Source organism: Streptomyces sp. NPDC102278 (assembly GCF_044766345.1).
GTDB lineage: Bacteria > Actinomycetota > Actinomycetes > Streptomycetales > Streptomycetaceae > Streptomyces.
Genome location: NZ_JBIWLV010000005.1, coordinates 327,329 through 344,206 on the forward strand (window position 1 = coordinate 327,329; position 16,878 = coordinate 344,206).

Below are 16,878 nucleotides of genomic sequence, written 5' to 3' on the forward strand. Positions count from 1 at the left end.
TGCATGCCAACCGACACCTCTCCCGGCCCCGGAGCCCTCCCGGCCCGCGCGCCCCTGGCGCCCGTGCCCGGTGTGCCCGTACTCGACGTGGTGATCCCGGTGTTCAACGAGGAGAAGGACCTCGGACCGTGTGTGCGCCGGCTCCACGAGCACCTCACCCGCACCTTCCCGTACCCGTTCCGGATCACCATCGCCGACAACGCGAGCACCGACCGCACCCCCGAGGTCGCGGCCGGCCTCGCCGCCGCCGTCGAGGGCGTACGCAGCACCCGGCTGGAGAAGAAGGGCCGAGGGCGCGCCCTGCGCACCGTGTGGTCCCACTCCGAGGCGCCCGTCCTCGCGTACATGGACGTGGACCTGTCCACCGACCTCAACGCGCTGCTGCCGCTGGTCGCCCCGTTGATCTCGGGCCACTCCGACCTCGCCATCGGCACCCGCCTGGCCCGCTCCTCGCGCGTGGTGCGCGGCGCGAAGCGGGAGTTCGTCTCCCGCGCCTACAACCTGCTGCTCCGCTCCTCCCTGTCCGCCCGCTTCAGTGACGCCCAGTGCGGGTTCAAGGCCATTCGGCGGGAGGTCGCGGAACGGCTGCTGCCACTGGTGGAGGACACCGGCTGGTTCTTCGACACCGAGCTGCTGGTGCTCGCCGAGCGGGCCGGCCTGCGAATCCACGAGGTACCGGTGGACTGGGTCGACGACCCCGACACCACCGTCCACATCGCCCGCACGGCCGCCGAGGACCTCCGCGGCATGTGGCGGGTGGGCCGGGCCCTGGCCATCGGGGCGCTGCCGCTGGACCGGCTCGCCCGCCCCTTCGGAGACGACCCGCGCGACCGGACCGCCCTGCCCGGGGTGCCGCGGGGGCTGGCCCGCCAACTCCTCGGGTTCTGCGCCGTCGGCCTGCTGAGCACGCTGCTCTACCTGCTGCTCTACTCCGCCTTCCGCTCCTCGGTCGGGCCGCAGACCGCCAACGCCGCCGCGCTGCTGCTGTCCGCCGTGGCCAACACCGCCGCGAACCGCCGGCTCACCTTCGGCGTGCGCGGCCGCGCCCGCGCCGTGCGCCACCAGGCACAGGGCCTGGTCGTGTTCGGCATCGGCCTGGCCCTGACCAGCGGCTCCCTGGCGGCCCTCGGCGCGGCCACCACCGAGCCGTCCCACGGCACCGAACTCGCCGTCCTGATCACGGCCAATCTCGCCGCCACCGTGCTGCGCTTCCTGCTCTTCCGCGCCTGGGTCTTCCCCGAGCGGCGCGGCACTTCCGCGAAGGACGACAACCGATGACCACGGCAGCAGTCCCCCTCTTCCCGTCCTCCCCACCCACCGCGGCCGACGCCGCGATCGGCGGGCCGCGCTGGGAACGCCCCGCGTACGTCGTCCTGCTGCTCGCCACCGGTCTGCTGCTGGTGTGGAACCTGGGCGCCTCCGGCTACGCGAACTCCTTCTACTCCGCTGCCGTCCAGGCGGGCTCGGAGAGCTGGAAGGCCTTCTTCTTCGGGTCCTCGGACGCGGGGAACTCCATCACCGTCGACAAGCCCCCGGCCGCCCTGTGGCCGATGGCGCTGTCCGTCCGGCTGTTCGGGCTGGGGGCCTGGCAGATCCTCGTTCCCCAGGCCCTGATGGGCGTCGGCACCACCGCTGTCCTGTACGCCTGCGTACGCCGTCAGTTCGGTCCGGCGGCCGCCCTGATCGGCGGGGCCGCGTTCGCGCTGACCCCGGTCGCCGCGCTGATGTTCCGCTTCAACAACCCCGACGCGCTGCTGACCCTGCTCCTGACGGTCACGGTGTACTGCGTCCTGCGGGCCCTGGACGGCGCGCACACCAGGTGGCTCCTCTGGGCGGGGGTCGCGGTCGGGTTCGCCTTCCTGACGAAGACCCTCCAGGCCTTCGTCATCCTGCCGCCGCTCGCCCTGCTGTACGCGGTCTGCGCGCCGACCGGGCTGCGCAGGCGGCTCGGGCAACTGCTGCTCTCCGGGCTGGCGATGGTGGTGGCCGGCGGCTGGTGGGTGGCCATCGTGGAGCTGTGGCCGGCCGCCTCCCGCCCGTACATCGGCGGCTCGCAGAACAACTCCTTCCTGGAACTGACCCTGGGCTACAACGGCCTCGGCCGGATCAACGGCAACGAGACCGGCAGCGTCGGCGGGGGCGGTCGCCCCGGCGGCGGCGGAGGGGGCTGGGGCGAGACCGGTATCGACCGGCTCTTCTCGGGCACCATCGGCGGACAGATCTCCTGGTTGCTGCCGGCCGCCCTGGTGCTGCTCGTGGCGGGGCTGGTGATCACCTGGCGCGCCCGCCGGGCCGCGGACTCGCTGGAGAGCATGGCCCGCGCGGCCTTCCTGGCCTGGGGCGGATCGCTGCTGATCACCGCGGTGGTCTTCAGCTACATGCAGGGCATCTTCCACGAGTACTACACCGTCGCCCTGGCCCCCTTCGTGGCCGCGCTGGTCGGCATGGGCGTGGCCGTCCTGTGGGAGGAGCGGGGCAGCCGCGCGGCCTCCCTCACCCTCGCGGGGACCCTCGCGCTCACCGCGTGGTGGGCGTTCGTCCTGCTGGGCCGAGCCGAGGGGTACCTGCCCTGGCTGCGCTGGACCGTACTGGTCGCCGGCCTCGGAGCGGCGGTGCTCCTGCCGTTCGCGGCGCGGCTGGGCCGTCCGGTCCTGCTCACGGTGGCGGGGGTCGGTCTCGCGGCCTCGCTGGCCGGGCCCCTCGCGTACTGCCTGACGACGGTGAACACCCCGCACACGGGCTCGATCGTCACGGCCGGGCCGGCCGTCGCGGGCGGCCGGGGTCCGGGAGGCGGACCGGGCATGCGGGCCTTCTACGCCCCGGGCGGCGGGGCGGCTCCCCAGGGCGGGCTCCCGGGCGGCGCCCGGGGCGGCCCCGGCCGGACGATGCCCGGCGGCGGACAGGCTCCCGGCGGCCAGGCCCCGGGTGGTCAGGCCCCGGGTGGTCAATGGGGTCCCGGCGGCCAGACCCCCGGCGGCGGCGAGCGGTTCGGGAACGGCCCCGGCGGCCCGGGCGGCGGCGCCGGCGGGCTGCTCAACGGCACCCGGGCGAGCGCCGAGGCGACGGCCGCCCTGCGCGCCGACGCCTCGCGGTACACCTGGGCGGCAGCGGCCATCGGCTCGCAGAACGCGGCCGGTTACCAGCTCGCCTCGGGCGTGCCCGTGATGCCGATCGGCGGCTTCAACGGGAGCGATCCCTCCCCGACGTTGGAGCGGTTCAAGGAGTACGTGAAGGCCGGGAAGATCCACTGGTTCATCGGCCAGGGCAGCACCGGCCAGGGCGGCTCCACCGGTCAGGGCGGTACCGACGACGGCGGTACGGGTGAGGCCCCCGGCACGAACCGGATGGGCGCCGGCCCCGGCGGTGGCACGAGCAGCGCCATCGAGACCTGGGTGAAGGCCAACTTCAAGGCCGGCACGGTGGGCGGAGCCACCCTCTACGACCTGACCGCCCCCGTCTCCGGCGCCACCGGCACGTCCTGATCCGACCGTCACGAGAAGACGGCCGCGGACCGACCCCGGAACGCGCGCAGCTCCGGCCGGGCAACAGCCCTGCCGGAGCTCCGCGTAGCGGGCGACCGGTCGGTCAGGCCTTGAGCGACGCGGTCGCCGGGGCCTGCGGGGCGCTCTCGGCCATCGGCGCGTCGGCGGCCGGCTTCGACTTCAGGGCGACCTCCTTGATGAACAGCACCAGGAGCAGGGAGAGCAGGGCGAACGGGGCGGCGTACAGGAAGACGTCGCCGACGCCGTGCCCGTAGGCGGACTCGATCACCGTACGGAACGGCGCGGGCAGCTTGTCGAGGTCGGGGATCCCGCCGCCGGCGGTGCCCCCGTGACCCATCGCGGCCGCCTTGGGCCCGAGGGCGGTCAGCCCGTCCTGGACGTAGTGGGTGACCCGGTTGGCCATGACCGCGCCGAGCGCGGAGACGCCCACGGCGCCGCCGAGCGAGCGGAAGAAGGTGACGACGGAGCTGGCCGAGCCCAGGTCCTCGGGGGCCACCTGGTTCTGGGTGGCGAGGACCAGGTTCTGCATCATCATGCCGAGACCGAGGCCGGTCAGCGCCATGTGGATCGCGATGTGCCAGTAGGGGGTGTCGTACCGCAGGGTGCCCAGCAGACCGAGTCCGGCGGTCAGCAGCACGCCGCCGGCGACGAGCCAGGCCTTCCACTTGCCGGTCTTGGTGATCACCGCACCGGAAAGAGTGGAGGAGACGAAGAGTCCGCCGATCATCGGAATCGTGAGGATTCCGGACATCGTGGGGGACTCGCCGCGGGCCAACTGGAAGAACTGGCTGAAAAAGACCGTGCCCGAGAACATCGCGATGCCGACGAACAGGGAGGCCGCCGAGGCCAGGGTGATGGTCTTGTTGCGGAACAGCCGCAGCGGGATGATCGGGTCGCTCGCGCGGGACTCGACGAGGACGAAGAGCGCGCCGAGGGCCACCGAGCCGGCGGTCATCGCCAGGCTGGTCCAGGAGATCCAGTCGTACGAGTCACCGGCCTGGGTGACCCAGATCAGGAGCAGCGAGACGGCGCCGCTGATCAGGAAGGCGCCCAGCCAGTCCACCCTGACGTCGCGCCGGACCACGGGGAGCTTCAGCGTCTTCTGGAGCACGATCAGCGCGATGATCGCGAAGGGTACGCCGACGTAGAAGCACCAGCGCCAGCCGAGCCAGTCGGTGTCGGTGATGACGCCGCCGAGCAGCGGGCCGCCGACGGTGGCGACGGCGAAGACCGCGCCGAGGTAGCCGCTGTAACGACCGCGCTCGCGCGGGGAGATCATGGCGGCCATCACGATCTGCGCGAGGGCGGACAGGCCGCCGACGCCGATGCCCTGGACCACGCGGCAGGCGATGAGCATCCCGGTGTTCTGGGACAGGCCCGCGACCACGGATCCGAGGACGTAGATCACCAGGGATATCTGGACCAGCAGCTTCTTGCTGAAGAGGTCCGACAGCTTGCCCCAGAGCGGGGTCGCGGCCGTCATCGACAACAGGGCGGCGGTGACGACCCAGGTGTAGGAGGACTGGGTGCCGCCGAGGTCGCTGATGATCTGCGGCAGGGCGTTGGAGACGATCGTGGACGACAGGATCGCCACGAACATGCCGAGCATCAGCCCGGACAGGGCCTTCATGATCTGCGGGTGCGTCATGGGCGCGCCGGCGGACGTGGTCCCCGACCGGCCGCCTTCCCGCACGCCGTCGGGTGTGGTCGTAGCCATGCGTTTCCTCGGGTTCTAGAAGCTCGATCGGAGTCGGGCCAGCAGGGTGTTGAGTACGTCGACGTCCTCGGCGGACCAGTCGGTCAGGGCGCGTTCCAGCGCCCGCGTGTACCGGGTCCCGAGGTCGGCCAGGAGTGCGTGCCCGGTCGGGGTCAGCCGCAGGATCCGGCAGCGGCCGTCGACGGGGTCGGTCTCCCGCTCGATCCAGCCGCGTTCGGCGACGTGCGTCACGTGCCGGCTGGTCACCGAGATGTCGATGGCCATGAGTTCGGCGAGCCGGCCGAGCCGCATCTCGCCGTGCCGGTCGAGCACGGTCAGTACGGCGGCCGAGCCGGGCGGGCAGTGCGGGGGCAGGGTGCGGGCGAGGTCGCGCTTGACCGCGCCGATCGCGGTGAGTTGGCGGGCCAACTCCTCGTAGGCGGGAGTCGTCGCCGGACCCGTCGTGGTCGAAGTCGTCACCGGGCATCCCCCCATCTTGTTGCCTTGAGCAACGATAGAAGCAGATGGTTGCTACAGGCAAATGAATGGCGGGGTGGGGCGGTAAAGGAATGGGAAAACCCGCTAGGGTCCTGATCCATGGCTGAGAACCACAACTCACAGGTCCCCGAGGGCAACCACGACCCCGCGGGCAGCACGCAGATGTTCCGGGCGTTCGTGGAGGAGGCCGCGCCGGCCCGCCAGGCCGGGCCCGGCGCGCGACAGCAGCGGCGGGCCGAGCGTCAGGCGGGCTCGAAGACGGGCACGTGGATCGCCCTCGGTGCGGCCCTGGTCCTGGTCCTCGCGGTGGTCCTGTGGGTCGTCCTGAAGTGACGCGGCACTCCTGAAGCGGCGCGGCGACCGGCCTCGCCGACCCTGCGGACCCGACCCGTTCCCTCCGCTCAGTTCCAGGTGGCGGTGACGTTCCGGGTGTCCACGTGCATGCCCAGGGGAACGCGCCAGGAGTCGAGGCAGACGGTGTAGGTCCGCGTCCTCGTCGTGCCGCCCGCGATCGGGGTGGGCAGGGGCTGTGTCGTCGTACGGGTGGCCCAGTCGACACCGAGGGCGCCGATGATGTGCGTCGCGAAGCTGATCGTGCCGGAGCGGGCCGCCGTGCTGCCGGTGTTGGTGAAGCTCACCGTGGCGTTCTCGCACCATCGGTCCGCGGCGGCCGACCGGGTCGGGGCGCCCAGGACCAGCTTCGCCGGCGTGGCCGGCGTCGGCGGAGGCGGTGTCGTGCCCGGCGGTGTCGTCGGCGGCCGGGGCGTACCGGAGCCGCCGGTACCGCCCGAACTCCCCGAGCCGCCTGAACCCGAGCCGCCTGAACCCGAGCCGCCCGAACTCCCCGAGCCGCCCGAGCTCCCCGAGCCGCCTGAACCCGAGCCGCCCGCCGAGCCGCCCGCCGTGCCCGGGGGCGTGCCCGGGTCCGGGTGCCCGGGCTCCGTGCCCGGGCCGCTGTCCTGGGTCGCTGCGGAGCCGCCGCTCGGCGAGGGCCCCGGTCCGCTCCCGCCGCCGCCCGAGGTCTGCGGTGCGGGCGAGCCCGGTGGCGTACCGGTGGAGGCGGAGGCGGAGGACGTGCCCGACGCCGGTGGGGCGCCGAGCCGCTGGAGCTCCACCCGCCCCCCGGGCGGTACGTTCTCCCCCGCGCCCCGCTCCGGACCGGGTGCGGCGGCGCCCACGGCCACGTAGCCGTCGCGCGACGCGCCGCCGCAGCCGGTGAGGGCCGTGGCGGCGGCCGAGCAGCAGAGGGTGAGGGCCAGCGCCGCGCGAGATCCCGTTCGCATCGCGTCAGTCTTCCTGACGCATCGTCAAATGAAAATGGTGCGGAGCGGGTTGATTGTCTACTCGCCGATCAGGCCCACGCGCAGTTGCGCGAGGGTGCGGGTCAGCAGCCGGGAGACGTGCATCTGGGAGATGCCGACCTCCTCGCCGATCTGCGACTGGGTCATGTTGGCGAAGAACCGCAGCATGATGATCTGCCGTTCCCTGGGCGGGAGTTTGGCCAGCAGCGGCTTGAGCGACTCGCGGTACTCGACGCCTTCGAGCGCCGTGTCCTCGTAGCCGAGCCGGTCCGCGAGCGAACCCTCGCCGCCCTCGTCCTCGGGGGAGGGCGAGTCGAGCGAGGAGGCGGTGTAGGCGTTGCCGACGGCCAGGCCGTCGACCACGTCCTCCTCCGAGACGCCGAGCACGGCGGCCAGTTCCGGCACGGTCGGGGACCGGTCCAGCTTCTGGGCGAGCTCGTCACTGGCCTTGGTGAGGGCCAGTCGCAGCTCCTGGAGCCGGCGCGGGACGCGCACCGACCAGGAGGTGTCCCGGAAGAACCGCTTGATCTCGCCCACCACGGTCGGCATCGCGAACGTGGGGAACTCGACCCCGCGTTCGCAGTCGAAGCGGTCGATCGCCTTGATCAGGCCGATCGTGCCGACCTGGACGATGTCCTCCATGGGCTCGTTGCGGCTGCGGAAGCGGGCCGCCGCGTAGCGCACGAGGGGCAGGTTCAGTTCGATCAGGGTGTCGCGTACGTACACTCGTTCGGGGCTGTCCGCGTCCAGGGTTGCGAGTCGCTGGAAGAGGGAGCGGGAGAGGGTGCGGGTGTCGATGGCTTCCGAGCGGTTGGACACTGCCGGCACCGCACGCTTGACGAGCGTGAGTACCTGTGAGCTGCCCTGGTCTACGGACATGCCACCCCCTTGAGGTCGCGGACGGTCGCGTCTTCTGCGCGCCCGTCGGAGGAACGCAGCCTCCACCTGAATACCGGAGGCGGGGCTGCGGCAAACGCGGTTCCAGCAGAATGTCACATGTCGGCAACACGCTGTAGCGCCATGTCGACATGTATCTCCAGCGACAGAGCGGAATGAGCCCGGTCTGTCGGGAAACGCGTCGGGGAAGCTCCACTCGATCCGGTTACGCCTCGATCCTGTTTGCGGATCGCAAGCGGGCGAAGCTCCTGGCGAGCAGTCGCGACACGTGCATCTGGGATACGCCCAGCTCGGCGCTGATCTGCGATTGCGTCAGGTTGTTGTAGTACCGCAGCAGCAGGATTCGCTGTTCCCGCTCGGGCAGTTGTACGAGGAGATGCCGTACGAGGTCACGGTGTTCGACGCCGGCCAGTTCCGGGTCCTCGTAGCCGAGGCGATCGAGCAGCCCGGGCATTCCGTCGCCTTCCTGCGCGGCCTCCAGCGAGGTTGCGTGGTAACTCCGGCCGGCCTCGATGCAGGACAGCACCTCGTCCTCGGAGATCCGCAGTCGTTCGGCGATCTCGGGGGTGGTCGGGGTGCGGCCGTGCTGGGTGGTGAGGTCCTCGGTGGCCGCGTTGACCTGCACCCACAGCTCGTGGAGGCGGCGCGGGACGTGGACGGTGCGGACGTTGTCGCGGAAGTACCGCTTGATCTCGCCCACCACGGTCGGCATCGCGAAGGTCGGGAACTGCACCCCGCGTTCGGGGTCGAAGCGGTCGATCGCGTTGATGAGGCCGATCGTGCCGACCTGGACCACGTCCTCCATCGGCTCGTTGCGGCTGCGGAAGCGGGCCGCCGCGTACCGGACGAGCGGGAGGTTGGCCTCGATGAGGGCGCCGCGCACCCGGTCGTGCTCCCGGGTGCCGGGCTGGAGCACCTTCAGCTGGCCGAAGAGGACCTGGGTGAGCGCCCGGGTGTCGGCGCCCCGGCTCGACGGCCTCGGGGCGAAGGGGGGCTCCTGCGGGGCCTCCCGGGGAGGCGGTGCGGGGGATTGCGCGGTCGCCTGCGTCGGTGAGGGGGCGGACGGCTCCCGGGAGGGTCCCGCCGGGGACTCCTGCCGGGGCGACTCCTGTTGCGGGGGCACCTGGGCGTCCTGGTGGGGCGGGGTGGCGGCCTGCGGGCCGGGGGCACCGTGCGGGCCGGGAGAACAGGGGGTGTCACGGGCGCCGGGGGTGGCGTGCGGGCCCGGAAGTCCCTGGGTGTGCTGAGGCTCCTGAGGGTCCTGCTGGGGTGGCACCTGAGGCGCAGTACTGGCCGGCACGGTCACGCCACCCCTTCAGTCAACTATCCGTCAAAAGCGGTCATAGCATCACAAGAGATGTGCACTATGTGCAAGCACCGCATATCTCCGTGTTGAGGGTAAATTGTCCATATGCGGGCATTCAGTTCGAACATGGATAACGCAAAAGACCCCCCATCCGTCGGAGTGGGGGGCCGGTATGTCCGGAAGCCGCTTCAGCGTACGGGTTCAGGTCACCAGTTCGGTCATGAACTCGCCGATCCCGTGGGCGGCATCCGAGATTCCTTGGAAGCCTATTTGGACCATATCGGCGGCTTTGATCGGCTGGGTGATGATCACGAAGAGTACGAAGACGGCGAGCGCGCCCGTGATGATCTTCTTGGTGTCCACGAGCGGTGTCGGCCTCCCCAACCGGTCCTGCAAAGTCGGGTGAGTCTAACCGGTCGGGTTTGGACACTCACCTGCCCTTTAAGGACCAATGACCCGGCGTTCCGGGTCCTTTGCCGCTCGGTGGCGGGGTGGGGCAGGCGCAGGATTGAAGGCGAGCCCACCGGTTCTGGCAGGAAACCGGTGAGCGAGGGACAGGGCCTCACTGCGGGGTCCGAGCCGCGGGCCTACCCCCTGACGCGGCACGGACTGGCAGGTTCCGTCCTCATCGGGGGGAGTGGCTTGTCCCCCCGATGCCGCTTCCCCCCGTCCCGACGTCGAAGGTCCCGACCCCTGGTCGGGGCCTTCTTCGCGTTCCCCGCCGTTCGAGCCGACGATGCTGTTCGAGCCGACGGTTCGAATCAGGTGCGGCTGTCCGGTGGGTCTGTCCGGTGCGGCTATTCGATACCGCCGGCGAGGTCCGTGATGGGCTGTACGGGCGCGATCACGGGGGCGAGGTCGTTCGGGAGGTCCATCAACCGGTTGAGCTGGTTGAGGTCGTTGAGCTTGGCGCCGATCTCCTTCACGGACCCGGGCGTCGCGCCCTTCGGCATGCCCGGGGCCGCCGTCGGCAGGTCGGGGAGGGTGAGGGGGGCGATCGGCGCGGCGGAGGCGGCGGGAGCTGCGAGGCCCGCGGCGGCCCCCGCGAGGGCGAAGGCGGCGAGCATGCGCTGGGTCTTGGTCATGCCGTGACAACGGCCGAGGAGGCGGCCGGTCACGCGCTTGTCCCCCGGAGAGCCCCGGAAATGATCGACAGCCCCGGGAAAGGCCGAGAGCCCCGACCCTTGCGGGGCGGGGCTCTCGATCAGAGCGGTAGCGGTGGGATTTGAACCCACGGATAGCTTGCACCATCACACGCTTTCGAGGCGTGCTCCTTCGGCCGCTCGGACACGCTACCGAGAGAGAGCTTAGCCCAAAGTGCGCCGTGCTCTGAAATCCGTGTCGGGGCGACCCTCGTCACAGCGTTCACGGGTGGCGGTCACAGGTCGCGGAAGAAGTCCGTCAGCTGCCGCGCGCACTCGTCCGCGAGCACCCCGCGGACCACCTCCGGCCGGTGGTTGAGCCTGCGGTCCCGTACGAGGTCCCACAGCGATCCCGCGGCGCCCGCCTTCTCGTCGTCCGCGCCGTAGACGACCCGGGCCACCCGGGACTGCACGAGGGCGCCCGCGCACATCACGCACGGCTCCAGGGTGACCACGAGGGTGCACCCCGGGAGCCGCCATTCGCCGAGGGCGGCGGCCGCCCGGCGCAGCGCCAGCACCTCGGCGTGCGCCGTGGGGTCGCCCGTGGCCTCGCGTTCGTTGTGCCCGGTGGACACGACCTCTCCCGCCGGGCCGAGCACGACGGCGCCGACCGGCACATCGCCGGCCGGCACCGCGAGGGCGGCCTCCCGGAGCGCCAGGCGCATGGAGTCCCGCCAGGGGTCCCGTACGGGGTCGGGGCCGGGGTGGTGCGTGTCGTGCGCGTCGATCACTAGCGGACGGCCTCCAGGACCTCGGTGGCGCCGAGGGATTCGGCGATCTCCGAGAGCGCGTCCCCTTCCAGGGCGGTCAGTTGCTTGGGGCTGACCCCGAGGTCGTTCAGCAGGCCGAGGTCGCCGAACGGGCCGGCCGGCAACGGCTCGGCGCCGGTCCCGAGCGGAAGGTCCGTGTCCGCGTCCTCGTCGGCGAAGGCGGAGACGCTCTCCTCCTCGCCGTCCTCGGTGCCGTCCAGGTCGAGTTCGTCGAGTTCGTCGTCCTCCTCGTCGCTGCCCAGCAGCTCTTTGGTCAGCATCGAGCCGTAGGAGCTGCGGCCGGCTACGGAGGCGTTGGACACGAAGTACCGAGGGTCTTCCTCGCCGTCCAGGCGCATGACGCCGAACCAGGCGTCCTCCTGCTCGATGAGGGCGACCACCGGCTCGTCGTCGACGGCGGCGGAACGGGCGAGATCGATCAGATCGGTCAGGGACTCGACGTCGTCGAGTTCCAGGTCGCTCGCTTCCCACCCATCTTCGGTGCGCGCGAGCAGTGCGGCGAAATACACCGTGACTCTCCCACTGGTCATAGGCGTGCCGGTTGGAGGTCCCCCCGGCCGGAGGATGGGGTGAAACGGTCGTGCTGCTCACCGCTTCGTGCCCCGCCCAATCGGCATCGTGGCAGAAACAGCGGCTTTGCGAGAGGTCTTCCGCCGTGTCGCGCCGGGGCGCCGCCGCCGGGTGGGCGGGTCGGAGGGGGCCGCGCCGGCTGCGGCGCCGTCCCCCCGAGGGGCGTTGCCCGGGGCCTCCTCGGCTCAAACTCCGGCGGGGCCGAACGGCTCCCGGCCCCAACCCCGGGGCCGGCCGGGTCGGGGGCGCGGAGGAGTCGGGGCGAGCCCCTTGCGGACCGGGTCGGGGCGCGGAGAGAAGTCGGGGCGAGCCCGCGAGGGACCGGGTCGGGGTGCCGCAGGAGCCGGCCCGGTCACCAGCGGAAGGTGCGCATCCGCATCTGTTGCCGCATGCGGGCGGCGCGGGCGCGCCTCGGTTGGACGCGGTCGCGCAGTTCGCGGGCCTCGTTCAGGTCCCGTAGGAACTGGGCGCGCCGCGCTCTGCGCTGCGCCGCCGTTTCCGCCTCTCCGCTCTCCACGCTCGACTCTGTTTCTGGCATGGGCCATCACCCCGGCTGCTGGTCCGGTCGTCCTCGCCCCCCGAACCCACCTTCCCCCGGACCGCCCGATTGATGCCACCCCCGTGCCAGGGTTGTCGCAGCTCAGGCGTCTTCCGTCCGGGTCGGCACCACCGCCACCGGGCCGTGCGCGTGGTGGAGCACGGCGTGCGCGACGGAGCCGATCATGAGGGGGCCGACGTTTCGCGTGGGGTGGTGTCGACCGACCACGACGAGCGCGGCCGAGCGGGACGCGGTGACGAGTCGTCCCGCCGCCTCGCCCGGGACGGCCGCCTGCTCGACGGGCACGTGCGGGTAGCGGGCGCGGAACGGGGCCAGCCGCCGCGTCTGGGACCGGAGCATCTCCCGCTCGGCCGGCACCCCGTCGCCGCCGTCCGCCAGACCCTCCGGCGGGATCACCGCGAAGGGGCTGTCGACGCCGATCATCGTCGAGGGCGGGACGGCGTACGCGGAGACCACCTGTACGGCGGTCCCCCGCACGGCGGCTTCCTCGAAGGCGAAGGCCAGCACGTCGTCGGGGGTCTCCGCGGCGTGCAGCCCGAGCACCACCCGCCCGGCCGACTCCTCGCCGGAGGCCTCCACGGCCCGTCCGGCGTGCGGGACCACGACCACCGGGCAGGTCGTGGTGGAGGCGACGGCGCGACTGTTGGACCCGAGCAGCAGGGCGGCGAAGCCGCCGCGCCCCCGAGAGCCCATGACGAGCATCCGGGGGTCGGACTCGGCGCCGATGACCCGCAGCGCCTCGGGTACGGACCCCTCCAGGGCCTCGTAGCGGACCTCGGCGGGCAGTTCGGGGGCGCGCGCGAGGAGGTCCCGTACGTGTTCGCCGACCGGGTCGGTGTACTGCTCCGGCTCGGAGGCGGAGTGGAGGGCGGAGCGGCGGCCCGCGTACAGCTGGGCGCTGTCGGGCAGTACGTGCGCGACCATGAGCCCGCCGCCGTGCAGGAGCGCCGCGCTCCGGGCCCACTCCAGGGCCTTGAGACTGTGTTCCGATCCGTCCACGGCCGCGATCACGAGGGGGTTGCTCATCAGTCCAGCGTGCTGGGCGTCCGGGCGGGCCGCATCTCCGCGCGTTGCGGCCCGCGGGCGGCTTCGGACGCGGAGGGGTCGTGGCACCGCGTAGCCTTTTGGGTGTGGGTCGCACACCGCGGCCGTTTTCGCAGGTCGCAGGTCGAAACCCGGCAGCTGGCGGCAGCTGAGTCTTGGAGGATGTTGTGCGTTTGCAGGTCGTCGATCACCCGTTGGTCGCGCACAAGCTCACCACCCTGCGCGACAAGCGCACCGACTCCCCCACCTTCCGTCGGCTCGCCGACGAGCTGGTGACCCTCCTCGCGTACGAGGCCACGCGCGACGTGCGGACCGAGCAGGCCGACATCGAGACCCCGGTCGGCCCGACCACCGGCGTCAAGCTGTCGCACCCGCGTCCGCTGGTCGTGCCGATCCTGCGCGCCGGTCTCGGCATGCTGGACGGCATGGTGCGGCTGCTGCCGACCGCCGAGGTGGGCTTCCTGGGCATGGTCCGCAACGAGGAGACCCTGGAGGCCTCCACGTACGCGACCCGCATGCCGGAGGACCTCTCCGGACGCCAGGTGTACGTGGTCGACCCGATGCTGGCCACCGGCGGCACGCTGGTCGCGGCGATCCGGGAGCTGATCAAGCGCGGCGCCGACGACGTGACCGCCGTGGTGTTGTTGGCCGCGCCCGAGGGCGTCGAGATCATGGAACGCGAGCTTGCGGGCACGCCGGTGACGGTGGTGACGGCCGCCGTGGACGAGCGGCTCAACGAGAACGGCTACATCGTGCCGGGCCTGGGCGACGCGGGCGACCGCATGTACGGCTCTGCCGAGTAAATGACGGTCGGCTCCGCCGAAGGGCCGACCGTAGGTCCGGTCAGCACGTCTTGGCGGGCGCGGGAACGGGGTGGGCCAGTGCGGCCAGCGCCTTGTCCGCGTCCGCCTTCGTGTTCAGTTCCTTGAAGGCGTTGCCGAGGATCAGGTCGATGTCCTTGCCCTCGCGGGTGTCGTTCTGCAGGGTGACGCCGGCCAGCTGGGTGCCGAGCACGGAGTACGCGGCCTTGTCGGTGGTGGGGGCGCCCAGCAGTATTCCGATGCCGGGGACCTTCTTGTCGAAGTCGGCGGGCGCGTTGCCGACCTGGCCGACGGTGAAGCCGCGTTTCTTCAGCTCGTCGCCGACCAGTTTGGCGAGGCCCGCGCGCGGGGTCGCGTTGTAGACGTTGACCGTGATCTCGGCGGGTTTGGGGAGGGTGACCGCGGCGGCCGGGGACGCCGGGCGCGCGGAGGCGGCCGAGGCCGGTCCGGCCTTGCTCGGGGAGCCGGTCGGACAGTCCTTGCCCGCCGCGACCGTCTTCTTGCCGCCGTTGCCTCGGAACACGTCGATGAGCTGCAAAGCCCCGTAGCCGAGCAGGGCCAGTGCGAGGACGGATCCGAGCAGGGCGAACACGATCCGGCGGCGTCGCCGGGGTCGGCTCATGCGGGGGTAGGCAGCTCCCGTTACGCGGTACTTTCCGCCCATGCCGGGGGGTGTGAGCATGCTCATGGGCGCAGCGTAGTGCCGTACCGGAACGATGCCTACTAAATGATCTGTTGATCGGGTAAGGCAGACCCGAAAGGCGCAATCAGTCCATCTCGAGGACGCGTGCATGCAGCACTTGGCGCTGCTGGAGCGCCGCGCGCACGGCGCGGTGCAGCCCGTCCTCCAGGTACAGGTCGCCCTGCCACTTCACGACGTGCGCGAAGAGGTCGCCGTAGAACGTGGAGTCCTCGGCGAGCAGGGTTTCGAGGTCGAGCTGCCCCTTGGTGGTCACGAGCTGGTCGAGCCGGACCGGGCGCGGGGCGACGTCCGCCCACTGCCGGGTGGTTTCCCTGCCGTGGTCGGGGTACGGCCGCCCGCTTCCGATGCGCTTGAAGATCACACGGAAAGCCTACCGGGCCGGTGCCTGCGGGCGCAGCCTCGCGGTGTGGGTGCAAAGGTGACAGGCAGGGCTATTTCGGGAGTGAAGCATGAGCGAGAGCACCGACCCCGCGTCTCCGGCCGACCGGATCGCCGCCGGGTACGCCTTCACGGGACCCGCGCTCGACCTGGGTGCCCTGCTGTGGGACGGGCGGTGCCTGCCGGACCGACAGATCCGTGTTCCGCTGTCGATGCTGAACCGGCACGGGCTGGTCGCGGGCGCCACCGGCACCGGGAAGACCAAGACCCTCCAGCTGATCGCCGAGCAGTTGTCGGCGAACGGCGTGCCGGTCTTCCTCGCCGACATCAAGGGCGACGTCTCCGGCATCTCGGCGCCCGGCGCGGACAACGAGAAGGTCCGGGAGCGCGCCGCGGACGTGGCCCAGGACTGGCAGGCCACGGCCTGCCCCGCCGAGTTCTATTCCCTGGGCGGCATCGGCACCGGCATCCCCGTGCGGGCCACGGTGACCGCTTTCGGTCCGGTGCTCCTGTCGAAGGTGCTCCAGCTCAACCAGACCCAGGAGCAGTCATTGGGTCTGATCTTCCACTACGCCGATTCCAAGGGCCTGGAACTGATCGACCTCAAGGACCTGCGGGCGGTGGTGGCCTTCCTCGTGTCCGACAAGGGAAAGGCCGAGCTCAAGGGCATCGGAGGGCTTTCCACGGTCACCGCCGGGGTGATTCTCCGGGCCCTCACCGCATTCGAACAGCAGGGCGCGTCGGAGTTCTTCGGAGAACCCGAATTCGACACCTCGGAATTCCTCCGGACGGCCGCCGACGGGCGCGGTCTGGTCTCGGTGCTGGAACTTCCGGCAGTACAGGACAAACCGCAGCTGTTCTCCACCTTCCTGATGTGGCTGCTCGCCGATCTCTACGCCGACCTGCCGGAAGTCGGCGATCTCGACCGACCGAAACTCGTCTTCTTCTTCGACGAGGCGCACCTGCTCTTCAACGGCGCCTCCAAGGCCTTCCTGGACTCCATCACCCAGACCGTGCGGCTCATCCGCTCGAAGGGCATCGGCGTGTTCTTCGTGACCCAGACGCCGAAGGACGTGCCGGCCGACGTGCTGGCGCAGCTCGGCAACCGGGTGCAGCACGCGCTGCGCGCCTTCACCCCGGACGACGCCAAGGCGCTCAAGGCGACCGTGAGGACCTTCCCGAACTCCCCCTACGACCTGGAGGAACTCCTCACCGGCCTGGGCACCGGCGAGGCGGTGATCACCGTGCTCAGCGAGAACGGCGCGCCCACCCCGGTCGCGGCGACCCGCTTGCGCGCCCCGCAGTCGCTGATGGGGCCCGTGGACGCGGCGGCCCTGGACCGGGCCGTGAAGGCCTCGCTGCTGTACTCCCGGTACGCGGAGCCGATCGACCGCGAGTCGGCGTACGAGAAGATCAGCGCCGAGCAGGCGGCCGCCGAGGCCGAGGCGGAGGCCGCCGCGGCGGCGGCGGAGGCGGAGAAGCAGGCCAAAGCGGCGGAGAAGACGGCCCGCAGCGCCCCCAAGCCCGATCCCTCGCTCGCCCAACAGGTGGTGGGCAGCGGCATGTTCCGTTCGCTGGCCCGTTCCATCGGCACCCAGGTGGGCCGCGAGATCTCCCGGTCCCTCTTCGGCACGGCCCGCCGGCGCAAGTAGCCGCGTTCGTGACCGTACGGGTGCTTGGCCGGGCGCCC

General features: G+C 71.6%; 18 protein-coding genes and 1 tRNA gene. 5 read left to right on the forward strand and 14 right to left on the reverse strand.

The genetic code is table 11. From position 1 onward, the window contains the following. The first annotated feature begins 3 nt into the window (after positions 1 to 3). Positions 4 to 1,278, forward strand: a complete 1,275-nt coding sequence (locus ACIRO3_RS16150; protein WP_404136909.1) for a glycosyltransferase — start codon at positions 4 to 6, stop codon at positions 1,276 to 1,278. Next, a complete protein-coding gene (locus ACIRO3_RS16155) occupies positions 1,275 to 3,482 on the forward strand; it encodes an ArnT family glycosyltransferase (protein WP_404136912.1) in 2,208 nt (735 codons plus the stop codon). The genes ACIRO3_RS16150 and ACIRO3_RS16155 overlap by 4 nt, the downstream gene beginning before the upstream one ends. A gap of 103 nt (positions 3,483 to 3,585) precedes the next feature. Here the strand turns inward: ACIRO3_RS16155 and ACIRO3_RS16160 are convergent, their stop codons facing one another. After that, a complete protein-coding gene (locus ACIRO3_RS16160) occupies positions 3,586 to 5,220 on the reverse strand; it encodes an MDR family MFS transporter (RefSeq protein WP_404136915.1) in 1,635 nt (544 codons plus the stop codon). Between the two features lie 15 nt (positions 5,221 to 5,235). Continuing rightward, positions 5,236 to 5,694, reverse strand: a complete 459-nt coding sequence (locus ACIRO3_RS16165) for a MarR family winged helix-turn-helix transcriptional regulator (RefSeq protein WP_404136918.1) — start codon at positions 5,692 to 5,694, stop codon at positions 5,236 to 5,238. Between the two features lie 102 nt (positions 5,695 to 5,796). Between ACIRO3_RS16165 and ACIRO3_RS16170 the strand changes: the two genes are divergently transcribed. Then, complete coding sequence (locus ACIRO3_RS16170) at positions 5,797 to 6,030, forward strand: hypothetical protein (protein WP_361770892.1); 234 nt, start codon at positions 5,797 to 5,799, stop codon at positions 6,028 to 6,030. A gap of 68 nt (positions 6,031 to 6,098) precedes the next feature. Here the strand turns inward: ACIRO3_RS16170 and ACIRO3_RS16175 are convergent, their stop codons facing one another. From ACIRO3_RS16175 to ACIRO3_RS16220, 10 genes are all read right to left on the reverse strand, one after another. Further along, positions 6,099 to 6,980 carry a hypothetical protein gene (locus tag ACIRO3_RS16175; RefSeq protein WP_404136921.1) on the reverse strand — a complete coding sequence of 294 codons (882 nt, stop codon included), beginning with the start codon at positions 6,978 to 6,980 and terminating at the stop codon, positions 6,099 to 6,101. Positions 6,981 to 7,037: 57 nt separating this feature from the next. After that, positions 7,038 to 7,877 carry an RNA polymerase sigma factor SigF gene (locus tag ACIRO3_RS16180; protein WP_053684131.1) on the reverse strand — a complete coding sequence of 280 codons (840 nt, stop codon included), beginning with the start codon at positions 7,875 to 7,877 and terminating at the stop codon, positions 7,038 to 7,040. Between the two features lie 223 nt (positions 7,878 to 8,100). Next, positions 8,101 to 9,018, reverse strand: coding sequence for a SigB/SigF/SigG family RNA polymerase sigma factor (locus ACIRO3_RS16185; protein ID WP_404136924.1), 918 nt, complete (start codon positions 9,016 to 9,018; stop codon positions 8,101 to 8,103). 384 nt (positions 9,019 to 9,402) lie between these two features. Further along, the gene (locus ACIRO3_RS16190) at positions 9,403 to 9,564 is read right to left on the reverse strand and encodes a hypothetical protein (protein ID WP_199826690.1); all 162 of its coding nucleotides are present in this window, start codon (positions 9,562 to 9,564) and stop codon (positions 9,403 to 9,405) included. Positions 9,565 to 9,998: 434 nt separating this feature from the next. Continuing rightward, positions 9,999 to 10,286, reverse strand: a complete 288-nt coding sequence (locus tag ACIRO3_RS16195) for a hypothetical protein (protein WP_361770897.1) — start codon at positions 10,284 to 10,286, stop codon at positions 9,999 to 10,001. Positions 10,287 to 10,411: 125 nt separating this feature from the next. Next, positions 10,412 to 10,498: transfer RNA gene (locus tag ACIRO3_RS16200), tRNA-Ser, on the reverse strand. An 81-nt stretch (positions 10,499 to 10,579) separates the two neighbouring features. After that, positions 10,580 to 11,008: a tRNA adenosine(34) deaminase TadA gene (gene tadA / locus ACIRO3_RS16205; protein ID WP_365997459.1), complete on the reverse strand. Its 429-nt coding sequence runs from the start codon at positions 11,006 to 11,008 to the stop codon at positions 10,580 to 10,582. 65 nt (positions 11,009 to 11,073) lie between these two features. Continuing rightward, complete coding sequence (locus ACIRO3_RS16210; RefSeq protein WP_361770990.1) at positions 11,074 to 11,622, reverse strand: hypothetical protein; 549 nt, start codon at positions 11,620 to 11,622, stop codon at positions 11,074 to 11,076. A gap of 413 nt (positions 11,623 to 12,035) precedes the next feature. Further along, positions 12,036 to 12,221 (reverse strand): hypothetical protein, encoded by a 186-nt coding sequence (locus tag ACIRO3_RS16215; RefSeq protein WP_361770899.1) that lies wholly within the window; start codon positions 12,219 to 12,221, stop codon positions 12,036 to 12,038. Positions 12,222 to 12,323: 102 nt separating this feature from the next. Continuing rightward, on the reverse strand, positions 12,324 to 13,268 hold the full coding sequence (locus tag ACIRO3_RS16220; protein ID WP_361770901.1) for a universal stress protein: 945 nt from the start codon (positions 13,266 to 13,268) through the stop codon (positions 12,324 to 12,326). Between the two features lie 185 nt (positions 13,269 to 13,453). Here ACIRO3_RS16220 and upp point away from each other — a divergent pair, with 185 nt between their 5' ends. After that, positions 13,454 to 14,089, forward strand: coding sequence for a uracil phosphoribosyltransferase (gene upp, locus ACIRO3_RS16225; RefSeq protein WP_053684141.1), 636 nt, complete (start codon positions 13,454 to 13,456; stop codon positions 14,087 to 14,089). A 40-nt stretch (positions 14,090 to 14,129) separates the two neighbouring features. Here upp and ACIRO3_RS16230 read toward each other — a convergent pair whose 3' ends face one another. Further along, on the reverse strand, positions 14,130 to 14,795 hold the full coding sequence (locus tag ACIRO3_RS16230; RefSeq protein ID WP_361973975.1) for a LytR C-terminal domain-containing protein: 666 nt from the start codon (positions 14,793 to 14,795) through the stop codon (positions 14,130 to 14,132). A 79-nt stretch (positions 14,796 to 14,874) separates the two neighbouring features. Beyond that, the gene (locus tag ACIRO3_RS16235) at positions 14,875 to 15,171 is read right to left on the reverse strand and encodes a type II toxin-antitoxin system VapB family antitoxin (protein WP_008740979.1); all 297 of its coding nucleotides are present in this window, start codon (positions 15,169 to 15,171) and stop codon (positions 14,875 to 14,877) included. Positions 15,172 to 15,259: 88 nt separating this feature from the next. Between ACIRO3_RS16235 and ACIRO3_RS16240 the strand changes: the two genes are divergently transcribed. Further along, positions 15,260 to 16,840 carry a helicase HerA-like domain-containing protein gene (locus ACIRO3_RS16240; protein WP_404136931.1) on the forward strand — a complete coding sequence of 527 codons (1,581 nt, stop codon included), beginning with the start codon at positions 15,260 to 15,262 and terminating at the stop codon, positions 16,838 to 16,840. Positions 16,841 to 16,878: the final 38 nt, after the last annotated feature.